The sequence below is a fragment of the Natronomonas salinimetallica genome (assembly GCF_013839515.1).
GTDB lineage: Archaea > Halobacteriota > Halobacteria > Halobacteriales > Haloarculaceae > Natronomonas.
This window is the reverse complement of record NZ_JACDNQ010000015.1, coordinates 21,884-35,788: the sequence shown is the minus strand read 5'-3', so window position 1 is coordinate 35,788 and position 13,905 is coordinate 21,884. Positions and strand designations below refer to the sequence as shown.

Sequence of the window (13,905 nt, the reverse complement as noted above, 5' to 3'; positions counted from 1 at the left end):
TCGGGATACTATGCGATGCGTTCGAGGGCTCGTAGATCAGTGGTAGATCATCCCCCTGGCACGGGGAAGGCCCCGGGTTCAAATCCCGGCGAGTCCGTTCCCCTGTCGGTCGGGGTTGCCCCGTCCGGGCCGAGGAACGTTCTCGCCCAGTAGACGTTAGTACGCATTTTTGGCCCTGTTGAAACCCTGATCAACTGATATAGTAGAGATCGGAAGACAAGACACACTCGATCGCACGGCGGCAGTGCGGTCGATGTGTACATCGTTGCGATGTTCACTATAGGAACAGCGCACTGCATACAGGGCGCGTGTCTTGTAGATGTTTTTTCTATGGATTTGCTGTTTGATAGTCGTCAATATACGTTGACGCCAGGTTCGGGTGGGGTAATCGGACGACGTGCTCAGGGTAGTTCACTGATAGGCAGCCTTACTGTTATTTGTCTGGGTTCCCTACCGTGGTATATGGCAGATGATAAACAGGGCCGCGACGAGCAAGCGGATCGTGAAGAGGAACGCCAGCGTGAGCGGGAGGTAGAGGAGACCCGGACCCGCGGCGATGAAAAAGAGCCAGTGCGCGTCAATCCCGGTGAGGAGCTTGGCGATCTTGATGAAGCGCTCAAATCGCACGACTATCCAGCCACGACAAATGAGTTGGTTGAGGCCTATGGCGATTATGAACTTGAAACGCAGGGCGGCAAGAAATCCCTGAAGGACGTACTCTCTGTAACTGATGACCAAATATATGACTCTGCCGAGGACGTTCGCAGACGGGTACTGGGACTCATAGGCCGATAGCACAACGGTCCAGCACGCTTCACGCACAAACTGGACCGCCTGTGCTGAAACAAACTCCGTCTGTAGTTACCTCTCTGCTGAATCCAGGTTCTGTATTCAGCACGGCTGATGAAATCTGTCACTGATTGAGGGCTTCAACGAGACCGTATCCCCGTACCTACAGCATAGATAGCATCACGTATTTTTCCTGAAATAATACTGACGGACAAAAGAATGTACACACGACGCACGAGGATCACGCCGTTCGACGGAGCGAACGGCGGATCACTCGTGAGTCGGTTTCATTTGACTTCGTCCACCAGTATAAACCGGGCTCAGGACGTCGGTTGTTCGCGTTCGTCACCCCTGATCGTGACGCGTTCGTCCCTTCCGGCGTTCTCGCCACACGTCGACGACGCTATGGTCGCCGGATCCACCCGGGCCGCCCCGTCGTTTCGAAAGCGTTGTACGCGGTGTGAGTGATGAACCCGACGACGTATCCCGCGGCGAGAAGCGTCGTCACCGCGTTCTTCCCGACGACGGCGACGAGAACGATCAAAAGCGGTCCCGAAAGGAGCCAGAGGTTGTATATCGGATCGTCCGGCCCCGAGCGTACGACCCACTGGAGGATGCGGTTCCGGGGACGGCGTCGGCTCACTCGTAGATCCCCCCTCGCCAGAGGAGCGCCCGGATCGTCACGACGATCGGAAGGATCTCGAGGCGGCCGATCCACATGTTCAAGATGAACGCGACCTTGCCGGCCGTCGGTAGCGACTCGGGGCCGGTGATCCCCGTCGAGAGGCCGATGTTCCCCTGTGCGCTCGCGATCTCGAAGAGAATCATCTCCAGGGGATAAGCCCCGTCCGGGAGCGTCAACAGGAGGACGAACACGCTCGCCACGAGGAACACGACCCAGAGGAGCGCAATGATCGCCGCCTCCCCGAACTCCCGGGAGCCCTCCTCTCGATCGAGCACGCGGTCGTCGATCCGAAGCCGGTGGACCGTGCTGTCGGGATAAAAGACGTAGGAGACGCGAAACCGAATCCCTTTCACCAGCATCGCCAGCCGAATGAGTTTGAGTCCCCCCGCGGTGGAACCGGCCGCAGCGCCGACGATCATCGCGAAGACCAACGCGAGATGCGCACTCGCCGGCCAGGCCTCGATCGGGAGCGGTGCCGGTTGGGTCGCAGTCTGAAACCCCGTGGCGGTCAGAGCCGAGACGAACTGGAAGACCCCGTACCGAAGCGCCCCCGCGACCGAGCCGTACGCCGGTGTGAGAAACAGCCAGAGCAACGCCGAACCGACCAGGAGAACCCCGGCGAGCCACCGCGTCTGAAGGTCGCCGTAGAGTCCCTCGAGGTCGCCCCGAAGCACGAGATAGTGGACCGGGAAGGCGATGCCGCCCGCGATCATGATCGGAAGCAAGACGATTTCGATGGCGACGCTGTCGTACGCGCCGATCGAGCCGTCGATGACCGAGAATCCGCCGGTGGAAATACCGGTCATCCCGTGGTTGATCGCGTGCCATATCGGCATCCCGGCCAGCCAAAGCAACAGGATGGAAACGGAGGTGAACAGGACGAAGATCCACCAGATGGTGCGGACAGTCGAAATAATACTGGGATGGATCTTCCGGGATCGTGCCTCGCTTTCGTACAGCGTCAGCGATCCGCTTCCGGGACGGGCGAGGATAGCCGTCGTGAGAACGATCACCCCGACGCCGCCGACCCACTCGGTCACGCTTCGCCACCACTGCAGCGTCCGCGGAAGCGCCCCCTCGTCGTCGACCATCGTCAGTCCCGTGCCGGTGAACCCGCTCATGCTCTCGAAGAGGGCGTTCAGCGGGTTCGTGAGCGCGTTGATGCTGTCCGTCGCGGGTGGGGTCGCAAGCCCCTCCGGCGTGAGTGTAACCGTCCAGGCGATCATGAGAAACGGCAGCGACCCGAACACCGCGATGGCAAACCATCCCACGGCGGCGACCACCATCCCGTGGAGTTTGTCCGGGCTGTCGGCGTCGGCGAACGCCGTCGAGAGTGCCAATCCGATCGTTATCGGCACCAGCCCCGAGACGACGAGTCCCGGAATGGCGTAGTACTCCCCCCAGACGAGCGGGACGAGAACGGAACCGACGATCAGCCCGCCGAGGACCCGAAGCATCCAGCCGAGGTCCCGGCCGACGGGGGCCACCGTGTCGGTGTTCATGGGTAGTCGTCGAAGAACCCGAAGACGTCCGTGACCGCCGGATCGGTCCCGCGCTCCGAGTACACTGTCAGACGGTCCCCCGGTTCGATCTCCGTCGACGACCGACAGATCCGCGGTTCGTCGTCGTCCGCGGGGACGATAGCGACGACGAGCACGTCGTCGGGGATTAATCCGCTCGATCTGGCTTCCTCGAGCGTCCTGTCCGCGACCGGAGCCTCCTCGGAGACGTCGATCACGAACACCTCCGAATCACCATGGATGGGCATGTAGTCGATGATCGCGGGCTGTCGTGCCGTCCGATAGAGCGATTCGGCGGCGAGTTGGTGGGGGCTCTTGACCGCGTTGACGCCCATCTTGCGGAACAACCCCCGGTGTTCGGGCCGGTGCAGAACGGAGACGACGGTCGGGATCTCGAGTTCGGTGGCGAGCAGGCAGACGAAGAGGTTCGTCGCGTCCAGTTCGAGCGTCGATACGAGCGCGTCGGCCCGATCGGCTCCCGCCTCCTCGAGGACCTCCTCGCTCGTCGCGTCGTCGTTGAGCACCAGGCAGTCGTACTCGTCCGCGATCTCGTTCGCCCTCGTTACGTCCTGTTCGACGACGACGACGTCGTTTCGTGACCGCGATGCGAGATCCACCAGCAGGGTTCCGACGCTCCCCGCTCCGACGACGATGAAGTGCATCGACATACTCTTCCGAACTCGATCACATAAATCACCACCCTCGAAGCGGCCGTCTGTCCGCCCCGGCGTCGGGGGCAGGACCGCGTCACGAACGTCCCGCCGGCGGTATCGACCTCTCGTACCCCTGGTTCGTCGCCTCGGCCGTTACCGGACTCGGACTGTTCGCGTTGCTCACGCTGGAGGAGCCAGAAACCTACGAGCAAGCGGACACGGACGAACTAAGCCTTCGAAAAACGACGTCGATCGTTCGGGACGCACTCTCCCAGCGGAACCTCCGGGCGTTCATCCTATATTATTATGTCCTCTACGCTGCGGTCTCGTATCTCGTCTTCATCTTTCTCCAGCCCGTATTCGAGGTGGTCGTCGTCGACCTGGGCGTCAGCCCGGATCGGGTCGAATCGCTCCTCGGTTGGTTCTACGGAGCATACAGCGTCGTCGGCGCGGTCCTTATACTGACGAACAAAAGAATGTACACACGACGCACGAGGATCACGCCGTTCGACGGAGCGAACGGCGGATCACTCGTGAGTCGGTTTCATTTGATTTCGTCCACCAGTATTAGTTACTATACCGGCTCGATACGGGAGCATCTGGGGATCCGGCTGTGGTTCCTCGTCTTGCCGTTCGCCGTCGGGAGCGCTCTCGTCGGGATGTACTACGTGCCCGTTCTCGCGCTGCCGACGTTCCTCCTCGCGCGCGGACTGTCCGACGTCACACGGTCGTTCGCCGGACAGTACGTCAACGACCGCGTGGAAACGCTCGGCCGTGCCACGGTATTGAGCGCGATGGCGATGGTCAGCGGACTCGCCGTAATCCCGTTCCAACTCGGGAGCGGACTCATCTCCGACGCCGTGTCACCACTGTTCGCGTTGGCGATCGCGGGGCTCGTCCTCGTCGTCGGTTCCGGGCTCATCCTCCTCTGGGAAGTCCCTGTCTCCGATCGGACCCCGACGTGAGCGGCGTCACGCGTCGTATTCGATGTCCCTCCGGGGGCGCGAGTCGTTTTCCGTCTGCCGTGTCGCCACGGCCTCGGGGACGCCCTCCGGAAACGGCATCGTGGCCCTCGTTGTCCGGGTAGATCCCACCCAACCGCCAGTTCGTGCTCGTTGTGCTTGGCCGCACATACGCCGTCGGGGGGAGTACACCACCGGCTGGGCCGCCCGACGACATACTGTTCGAGTTCTGTCATATACCACGAAACCGTTATCAGTCAGGGGAAGGACTGTTCAGCCGATGGCACTAACATCGAGCCTCTCCGTTCCGTTACAAGGCGGTGGTGGGTTTGGCCCTGAACTGCTCCTCCAGTTGGTGATCTTTCTCGTGGTTATTGCAGGGATGTGGAAGACGTTCGAGAAAGCCGGCGAACCGGGGTGGGCTTCGATCGTCCCGGTATACAACGTCTACGTGATTCTCAAAATAAGCGGAAACGCGTGGTGGTGGCTGCTCTTGCTTTTTATACCCGTACTCAACATCCTCGTCCTCGCGAAGGTCAGCATCGACCTCGCTAAGATGTTCGACCAAGGGGTGCTGTTCGGCCTCGGGCTCCTGTTCTTGTCGGTCATCTTTTATCCGATCCTCGGGTTCGGCGACTACCAGTACCAGGGTTCCGCTCAGGTGTCCGATACCGCTCTGTAGCGGACCGGACGAGACCACCCTCTACCGACATCACGGGCGAGGGCTCCGATAAGCGTCCGGCCGACGACGAGACGTGGGACGCCCGAACGCAGCCATATAACCGTTTCGTATACCAGTAGCATACACACACAGCGGACATAGCTTGAGGGGTCGACTTCCTGAACACAGCCGTGTATACGTATGAACGACTCACGACGCTCGAAACGGAGAACCGTTCTGAAAACGCTCGGAGCGGGTACGATGGTAGCGCTGGCCGGCTGTGGTCGCAACGAGAGTGGCTCCGAGAACGACTCCTCCGTGACGGAGGACGGCAGCGGAGACGAACCGGATGGTGCTTCCGGGGGAGCGAACGGTAACGAAGAGCAGATCCCAGGGGCGGACGTCCTCGGCGGCCCCGACGACCTCCACTCGTCCGCGACGGTCGAGGCCCTCTCGCTCGACGCGGACCGGGGCGTCGGACAGAACGTGTTCTCGCCGGCGGTTGTGTGGGCTGAAGAAGGCGCGACGATCACCTGGGAAAACAGGAGCGGAAGCCACTCGGCGACCGCGTATCACCCGAACAACGACAGACCGCTGCGCGTCCCGACGTCCGGTTCGTCGTTCAACTCCGGGACGATGTCGGAGGGCGATACCCACGAGCACGTCTTCGAGGAACCGGGGGTGTACAACTATTATTGTCGTCCACACGAGGGCCTGGGCATGGTTGGGCTCGTCGTCGTCTCGACGGCAACCCCTGGACCGGGGACCGACCCGATCGAGGATATCGAGCGCTCGGCGGCAGCTACCGGACTGGACCGGCTCCTGGATCTCGCGGGGATCGACGTCGAACGGACCGCAGGCGGGTACACCTGGGAGGACGCCACGTGGGACTCCTACTGGTACTCCCTGTACAACATGAGCACCAACATCGCGATGGCCGGTAACGGCGTCCCGTTCCCGCTCGACGACCAGATGGCCGAACTGCGGGATCAGCGGTTGCCCGCGATGCTCGAACACGCCGACGCCGAGCGACCGCCTATCAACGATCCGAACCTGACGTTTGCGCCGTTCACCGAAGGCAGCCCACAGTTCACTCGACGGCCGGTGTTGGAGGACGACACCGGTCGGCCCGACGCCGCCACGCTCGCGTGGGATCCCGAGGAGTCGTCGGGAGTCGTGAGCCCCTCCTCGCTCGCCTGGAGTCACCTCAAGGGGATCACCTGGGCGAAAAACTTCGAGAAGCACTTCGATATCTTGCCGACGGACATGGCGCCGAAGTTCCGCGCACAGCTACTCACGACGCTCGCACAGGTCGGCATCAACGCCGGGTTGCTGGCGGGAGGGTCCCGCGAAAACGGGGCGTTGACCCACGGCGATACGTGGGAGCTCCTCTCGCAGTACCGACCGGCAGCCGGCGAGATCGAGGACGATACTCGACGGCCACATCACCACTCGGCGATGTTGTGGTTCCTCTCGGATATCACCAGCCTGGCACAGAACGGCTGGTTCGGATACGTCAACCCCGTCCCGCTGATCCCGAAGGACGCCGACAGCGACGCTGTCTTCGATCCGCCCGTCGGGATCCAGGAGATCACGGACGGCGTGGCACGAACGACGATGGAACTGTTCGACCCCGAGGCGATCCTAAAGCAAGAATCAACCCGTTCCGTCGGGGAAATGCTCGGAGCCGTCGGCTACTACGGCCCCCAGGCGGGGACCGACGATCTCCGGGCTGCGGCCGCGGAGTACGCAAACGGGCTCGCGGCGGTCGTTGAATCGAATATCGACGACACCGGGCGGGTCGAAAACGGCGCGGCCAACCAAGCCGCTACCCAGGGGATCGTCGCACAGGGGCTTTCGTGGGCCTCCCAACTCGATGGAGTCGATCACACGGAGACCGCACGGTCCGTCGTCGACTACCTGATCGAAGAGCTGTGGGACGAGGAGGCCGGGACCTTCGCGAGCGGCCGAGGGGAGGCGGTCTACACGATCTCCGCGCGGGATGCCGGCGATATCACCGGCGGGCTCAACGCCGCTGACGCGGTTTTGGGAATGGACGTCAAAGCGCTCTACGCGGAGTATTTCGACCGGACGATCAACCGTGGTCGGCTCCAGCGTGCCGAACGGCCGCCATCACGCGACGAATCGGCCGAGAACACGCTTCCGTTACCGCCGATGGCCGGTGGCGAACACGGGCAAGCCGCCGTCTACAACGCCGAGGTCGAGTACGATACGGCGAGCGACGAGTGGAGCGTAACGGACGATCGATTCGATACCGAACAGGCGCTGTATCTCGCAAATCAGGAGATCTGGATCAGCCAGTGGGGCGGCGACTTCTACCAGGGACGGGGCGTTCCCGGACGGAGTGACACGCCCGAGTGACACATCGGAGGGCCGCCTGCTCTGCCCCGGCACTGCCGGCGATCCCGATGGCACGCAATCGCCGACGAACTCGGGACGGGTGCCGTCAGTATCGATACGACCCCGAACCGACCACAAGAAGAGCCATCGCTCACGCGAAGTTATAACAGCCCGTGAGAGACGGGACGTCGACGGCGTCCCCGGAATGCCCCGGTTTTGGACCGAGTATCTTTATATTGTAACGAACCACGATGTCGAGTAATGGCGTCGCCCGAATCGCTGGATGTCGACGACGTGTCGCCGCGCGCGTGGCGGCTCCTCCGGGTCGCCGCGGGCTACGGCCAGCGCGACGTCGAAGCGGAGGTCGACGACATCCAACAAGCCCACGTCTCCATGCTCGAGTCGGGGGCCCGGGCGCTCTCTCCGTCACGGCGGCGCGAGCTCCTCGGGCTCTACGTTGCAGAACTAAGCGACGACCAACTCCGGGTACTGGTCGAATACTTCTGATACTGTCGCGGGTGAACTGCCCTGTTTCGCTCGGGATCTACTTGTACATAGTTGCGATCTCTATTATAGGTGAGCCGACGATGACGATGATCCTTGCTAACGCACGACTACGGATATGCTATCCGAAGTATTAATTAGTACATTCCAATAAACGGCCGTGTATAGATGATACAACTCGGTAAATCGGAGGCTCAGAGCCGCCTAGTGGTATTCACTATAGCACTCCTCGGAACCGCAGTCATCGCGTTCTGGCCGACACCGGAGGGACTCTCGCTGCGGGGACAATATGCCTTCGCCACGATGTTTTTCGCTGGGTTTCTGTGGGTCACCGGGGTACTCCCGCTGGCCGTCACCGCACTCTCTATCCCCGTCTTACTCACCGGATTCGGTGTCTATAGCGATATGGACGCGGCACTCAGAGGGTTCGCAGACCACATCATATTCCTCTTTATCGCCGGGTTCATGCTGGCGAACGCGCTCCAAAAGTACGACATCGACCGCCGGATCGCCCTGAGGATGGTCGTGGCGATGGGGTCGTCACCGCGGCGGCTCGTACTCGCGGTGATGCTTGCAACCGCGTTCCTCTCGATGTGGGTTTCGAATACCGCGACCGCGGCGATGATGCTCCCCATCGCGCTCGGCGTCCTCGCACAGGTTGTCGGCCGCGATCGGATCTCCGCGCCGGATGCCGACCCCGAAGAGGACATCGGCGACGTCGGTGACGCCACGAGGGAGGACTCGATGGACGCCGACGACACGACGAACTTCCAGCGCTCGCTGTTGTTGGGGACGGCCTACGCGGCGAGCGTGGGCGGCGTCGGGACGCTCATCGGGACGCCGCCGAACGCGATCCTCGCCGGCCAGCTCAACTCGATTTTGGGCTACGAAATCAGCTTCGCCGAGTGGTTGCTCATCGGGCTTCCCGTCGTGTTCGTCACCCTCCCGCTGGTCTGGGCGCTGTTGACCAAGGTGTTGTATCCCCCGCGCATCAATGACGTGAGTGATGCCCGTGCGCAGGCCCGTCGGGAGATGCGTGAGGCGGGCGCACTCGGTCCGCGTGGAAAGCGCGTCGCGTATATCTTCACCGCGACGGCCATCCTCTGGGTCGGCGGCGGACTCGGCGAGGGCGTCCAATACCTCATCGACAGCGGTGTCTTAGCGCTGCCGCAGACGTGGTTCAACACGCTCTATGGCACCGGCGACGGAATGACGGTGTTCGGCATTCGCGGCCACCAGGGTCTGCTTTATTACGTAATGGTCGGGATGCTCTCCATCCCCGCACTCGTCCTCGCCGATACCGCAGACTGGGACGACCTCGTCGATATCGATTGGGGAACGATCCTCCTGTTCGGCGGCGGTATCTCGCTCGCAGACGCGCTCGCGGACACCGGCGCAACCGAGTGGATCGCCGACGTCGTCTTCACGTCGCTGACCGGCGCACCCATCGTCCTCGTCGTCGGTGTCGTCGTCCTGCTCGTTATCTTTTTGACCGAAATGACCTCTAACACCGCGACGTCGACGATCATCGTTCCCATTCTTATCGGTATCGGGAGCGTCTTCTCGAAGACGCTCGGTCTTCCAGCCGTTGCCGCGTCCGTCTTTCTCGCGGTTTCCGGCGCGATAGCGGCGAGTTTTGCGTTTGCACTCCCGGTTGCGACCCCACCGAACGCTATTGTCTTCGGGTCTGGGTATCTCGAACAGGAGGACATGATGAAAGCGGGCGTCATTCTCAACGTCATCATGACCGTCGTTCTGACAGCGCTTATCTGGCTCCTCTTCCAGTTCGTCTGGCCGCACATCCTCTGGTGACCCGCACGGCAGCCGGGTCCGCCCCCGAAAGCGTGCGGAACCGAAACCGGAGGTCGTCAAAGGACTAGAGAACGCCCTAGACGCCTTCGTGGGACCATTCAGCGGGGAAAGCGTCGGAAAACAGAGGACCATTCAGCGGGGAAAGCGTCGGAAAACAGAGGACCATTCAGCGGGGAAAACGGGTCGTGAAGGCTCCCGAATAGCCGAACCGGGTCCCGAGTCGAGGGAGTCGGTCTGGTGAACCGATACACGGAACTATCCTACGTGATGTGAATTTCAGGAGAGAACAAACCGCATATGAGCCCTAATACTAAGTAGGCTTAACATATACTATTACATATATAAAAGGGTGGAGAATCGAGTCGCATCGCTTCTCGATTGATAGAAGACGTCCATACAACCGCTGTGGCGTAAAAAAGCACATTCCACCGTCGAACGACGAGAAGTACACGCTGACATCTTTCTATCCGTCTCTATTCCGTATGCAGTATATAACAAAATTTATATCTTTTGTCTATTTTATTTGTTAGCTGTTACATTATACGATCGGTGATCGAGACACGCACACGGCAGTTCGTACAAGCGCAGAGGCGTTCGTCCACCGGTACGGCGGGGCCTGATACTGGTGGACGAAATCAAATGAAACCGACTCACGAGTGATCCGCCGTTCGCTCCGTCGAACGGCGTGATCCTCGTGCGTCGTGTGTACATTCTTTTGTCCGTCAGTATGAAAACCGGGGAAGACGGACGCCGAGCGCCCCCCCAATTCTATCGACGAAACAGGGCGAGAATACCCCCATCCTCGAGGGTCGATGTCAGCCGCCGAGTCGTAGGGATCGTTCACCTGGTCTCGGTAGTACGACGCGGGCTATCCGCCGCCAGCGCGTCATCGTAGATCTGTACGAACAGATCCTCTATATCCTCTTTCGTCGGCTTTCGGGGGTTGTTCGCGGGCGAGCCGGAGTCGACAGCATCCTGTGCCATCTTCGGGACGACCTCGAGATACGCCTCGCGGTCTGGAACCTCGCCGAACTCGTCGAGATACGACGCGAGGTTCACGTTCGTACACAACTCGAGGACCGCATCACTGGCTTTCTTCGCCGCCGCTCGATCGGATTCCGTGTCGTCGGCAACGTCGAACAGGCGAGCTATCTCGGCGTACTCCTCGGGGGCGGCCATCGCCGAGAAATCCACGACGTACGGGAGAATGAGGGCATTGGCGAGACCGTGTGGAATATGCAGCTGTGCACCGAGTGGACGGGCCATTCCGTGGACGAGCGCGACCGACGAGTTGGTAAACGCCTGTCCGGCCTGCAACTGACCGATCATCATCTCCGTTCGGGCCTCGATATCGTCGCCGTTCGCCCACGCTTTCGGGAACGAGTCCACGATTCGGCGGATAGCAGCGCGGGCATAATCGTCCGAAACGCTGTAGGATTTCACCGAAACGAACGCCTCGATCGCATGGGTGAGCGCGTCGATGCCCGTAAAGGCCGTGTGGCTCTGCGGTAAGGACACGGTCAGTTCGGGGTCCTCGACCGCGACATCCGGGACTACGTTCTGAGAGACGATGAGGAACTTCGTCGACGTTTCATCGTCGGTAACGACGATGGATCGCGTCGCTTCGCTACCGGTGCCGGCGGTCGTGTTGACCGCAACCAGCGGCGGGGTCGGGTTCGGAACGCCTTCGTATCCCGCCCTGTCGACGCCGAACTCACGGATGGAGCCGGAGTTGGTCGCCAAGACGCCGACGCCCTTTCCGGTATCGATCGACGAACCGCCACCCAGTGTTACGATCACGTCGCAGTCTTCGGTCCGCCACAGTTCGTGTGCCTCCTCGATATTGCTAACCGTCGGATCGGGCCTGACGTCGGTATAGACCGCGGTTTCGATACCGCTCTCGTGAAGCGTCTCGATGATTTGATCGCCGTGAATGTCGAATATTTGCTGTGTTGCGATGACGAGCGCTCTGCTCCCGTAGAGCGAAGCGTACTCGCCGACCTCCGTGGCTGCTCCACTGCCGAGGACGACGTTTGCGGGCGAGACGACGACGCGCGTTCCGTGGGTCGGTGTCGGGTAATCGTGTTGCATATCGTATCATCACCTTCGTGGTGATCGTGGTCGTTTCTGTCGGCTAACGGATGCGGCGGTATGTGCTTCCGTCGCCGACGCACTGTTGGGACCGTCTCCGGCTAGTCTATTAATACTTGCGTCGGCAAGCCACGGGACAGCCGCCCGCATCGACCCCGTCCGCCGGCAGACACCCGGCGGAACACGGAGCCGGACGGCGCTCGTATCCCCGCCGGTACCGTGTCACAGCAATCAGCGTATCAGGTGTCCGGCCAGCGCTCGATGTATACCGTCTTGTCCGTATAGAAGTGGATCATGTCCTCGCCCTGTGCGTGGAGGTCACCGAAGAAGGAGTCCTTCCGTCCGCCGAAATGGAAGAACGCCATCGGCGCGGCCGTCCCGGCATTGACACCGAGGTTACCGATGTCCGTCCGGTGTCGGAATTTGCGTGCGTCGGAACCGCTCCCGGTAAACAGGCTCGCCGCGTTCCCGAAGTCGCTCCGATCGAGGACGCCGATGGCTTCATCCACGTCCTCGACGGACATCAGCCCGAGCACCGGGCCGAACACCTCCTCCTGCGTGATGACCATATCCGTCGTCACGTCGCCGAACAGGGTCGGCCCGAGGAAGTTCCCCCCTTCGTATCCGTCGACGGAAACGTCACGTCCGTCGAGGAGGAGGTCGGCCCCTTCCTCGATTCCCGTCTCGATGTAGTTCCGGACGCGCTGTTCGTGTTCGGGGGTGATGAGCGCGCCGATATCGGTCTCTCCGTCGAGGCCGGATCCCACGACCTGTGAGTCCGCCACCGAAACGACCGTTTCAACGAATTCGTCGTAGACCGACTCCTCGACCACGACGACGTCGTTGGCGAGACAACGCTCGCCGGCGCAGGCAAACGCCGAACCCACGGTCTTTTCGGCCGCAAAGTCTAGATCCGCCGTCTCCGTGACGACGATGTGGTTCTTTGCCCCACCCTGGGCCTGGACGCGCTTTCCGTTTGCCGCCGCCGTCGCGTAGATTTCCCGTGCGACCGGTGTACTGCCGACGAAGGAGATCCCCTCGATGCCGTCGTGTTCCAACAGCGCGTTGACGGTATCGACCCCGCCGTTGACGAGCTGAAGGACCCCGTCGGGAAATCCCGCCCGGTCGATGAGTTCGAAGATACGCTGGGCGACCAACGGGTCCTGCTCGCTGGGTTTCAAAATGAAGCTGTTGCCGGTCGCGACGGCGTACGGGAGAAACCACAGGGGAATCATGGCGGGGAAATTAAACGGCGTGACCGCAGCGAAGACGCCGAGCGGTTTTCGGACGGCGCTTTCGTCGATGTCGGGTGCCGCGTTGAGCAGCGTCCCCCCCTGCATCATCGACGGGATACCACACGCGACCTCGACGTTCTCGATCCCACGCCGGATCTCGCCTTTCGCCTCGCTCCGGGTTTTTCCGTGTTCCCGAACGAGCAGTTCGGCGAGTTCGTCTTCGTGGCCCTCTAACAGCCGCTTCAGTTCGAAAAGCGGCTGGATTCGCTCCTCGACCGGACGTTCGGACCACTCCTCGAAGGCGTCGGTCGCCGTCCGGACCGCCCCGTCGACGTCGTCCGCCGAACTGAACGCGACGGATGCGAGTCGCTCGGACGTCGCTGGGTCGATGACGTCCTGTCCGTCGCTCCCGGTCGGCGTGTGCCACTCCCCACCAACGTAATTCTGTACTGTTCCGGTCTCCGGAAGTGATTCTAGGCGAACCATACCCTGTGTTACTTGTAGCCTGATTATAAAACCTGGGTATTTTTTTATTTTTCACTATCAACCGAGCGATCATCGACCGATTTTACAATGACCAAAGGGTTTCATCGGGGTCTCACCGGCGGTCTCGATGCCGTGTGATGGCTTCG

At 61.3% G+C, this 13,905-nt stretch carries 10 protein-coding genes, 1 tRNA gene and 1 pseudogene; 7 read left to right on the top strand and 5 right to left on the bottom strand.

Annotated features, from left to right (window positions below):
- Positions 1 to 25 precede the first annotated feature (25 nt).
- Both HZR14_RS11695 and HZR14_RS11690 read left to right on the top strand, forming a co-directional pair.
- Positions 26 to 97, top strand: a tRNA-Ala gene (locus HZR14_RS11695).
- A gap of 365 nt (positions 98 to 462) precedes the next feature.
- Positions 463 to 795, top strand: a complete 333-nt coding sequence (locus HZR14_RS11690) for a DUF5789 family protein (RefSeq protein ID WP_181693052.1) — start codon at positions 463 to 465, stop codon at positions 793 to 795.
- Between the two features lie 397 nt (positions 796 to 1,192).
- Here the strand turns inward: HZR14_RS11690 and HZR14_RS11685 are convergent, their stop codons facing one another.
- Genes HZR14_RS11685 through HZR14_RS11675 form a run of 3 tightly spaced genes read right to left on the bottom strand, consistent with a single transcriptional unit; the run spans position 1,193 to position 3,656 of the window.
- Entirely contained in the window at positions 1,193 to 1,432 is a 240-nt protein-coding gene (locus tag HZR14_RS11685) for a hypothetical protein (RefSeq protein ID WP_181693051.1), read from the bottom strand.
- Complete coding sequence (locus tag HZR14_RS11680; protein ID WP_181693050.1) at positions 1,429 to 2,976, bottom strand: TrkH family potassium uptake protein; 1,548 nt, start codon at positions 2,974 to 2,976, stop codon at positions 1,429 to 1,431. The genes HZR14_RS11685 and HZR14_RS11680 overlap by 4 nt, the downstream gene beginning before the upstream one ends.
- The gene (locus tag HZR14_RS11675; protein ID WP_181693049.1) at positions 2,973 to 3,656 is read right to left on the bottom strand and encodes a potassium channel family protein; all 684 of its coding nucleotides are present in this window, start codon (positions 3,654 to 3,656) and stop codon (positions 2,973 to 2,975) included. Before HZR14_RS11675 ends, HZR14_RS11680 begins: the two co-directional genes overlap by 4 nt.
- 101 nt (positions 3,657 to 3,757) lie before the next feature.
- Between HZR14_RS11675 and HZR14_RS14465 the strand changes: the two are divergent.
- The 5 genes and pseudogenes from HZR14_RS14465 to HZR14_RS11650 form a co-directional block, all read left to right on the top strand.
- Positions 3,758 to 4,612, top strand: a pseudogene (locus HZR14_RS14465) (MFS transporter); the annotation flags it as partial.
- A gap of 277 nt (positions 4,613 to 4,889) precedes the next feature.
- Positions 4,890 to 5,291 (top strand): DUF5684 domain-containing protein, encoded by a 402-nt coding sequence (locus HZR14_RS11665; protein WP_181693048.1) that lies wholly within the window; start codon positions 4,890 to 4,892, stop codon positions 5,289 to 5,291.
- Between the two features lie 240 nt (positions 5,292 to 5,531).
- Positions 5,532 to 7,652 (top strand): cupredoxin domain-containing protein, encoded by a 2,121-nt coding sequence (locus HZR14_RS11660; RefSeq protein WP_181693047.1) that lies wholly within the window; start codon positions 5,532 to 5,534, stop codon positions 7,650 to 7,652.
- 240 nt (positions 7,653 to 7,892) lie between these two features.
- A complete protein-coding gene (locus HZR14_RS11655; RefSeq protein ID WP_181693046.1) occupies positions 7,893 to 8,138 on the top strand; it encodes a DUF8599 family protein in 246 nt (81 codons plus the stop codon).
- 165 nt (positions 8,139 to 8,303) lie between these two features.
- Positions 8,304 to 9,947: an SLC13 family permease gene (locus HZR14_RS11650; protein WP_181693045.1), complete on the top strand. Its 1,644-nt coding sequence runs from the start codon at positions 8,304 to 8,306 to the stop codon at positions 9,945 to 9,947.
- A gap of 840 nt (positions 9,948 to 10,787) precedes the next feature.
- Here HZR14_RS11650 and HZR14_RS11645 read toward each other — a convergent pair.
- Both HZR14_RS11645 and HZR14_RS11640 read right to left on the bottom strand, forming a co-directional pair.
- Positions 10,788 to 12,038, bottom strand: coding sequence for an iron-containing alcohol dehydrogenase (locus tag HZR14_RS11645; RefSeq protein WP_181693044.1), 1,251 nt, complete (start codon positions 12,036 to 12,038; stop codon positions 10,788 to 10,790).
- 239 nt (positions 12,039 to 12,277) lie between these two features.
- The gene (locus HZR14_RS11640) at positions 12,278 to 13,759 is read right to left on the bottom strand and encodes a CoA-acylating methylmalonate-semialdehyde dehydrogenase (RefSeq protein ID WP_181693043.1); all 1,482 of its coding nucleotides are present in this window, start codon (positions 13,757 to 13,759) and stop codon (positions 12,278 to 12,280) included.
- Positions 13,760 to 13,905 lie beyond the last annotated feature (146 nt).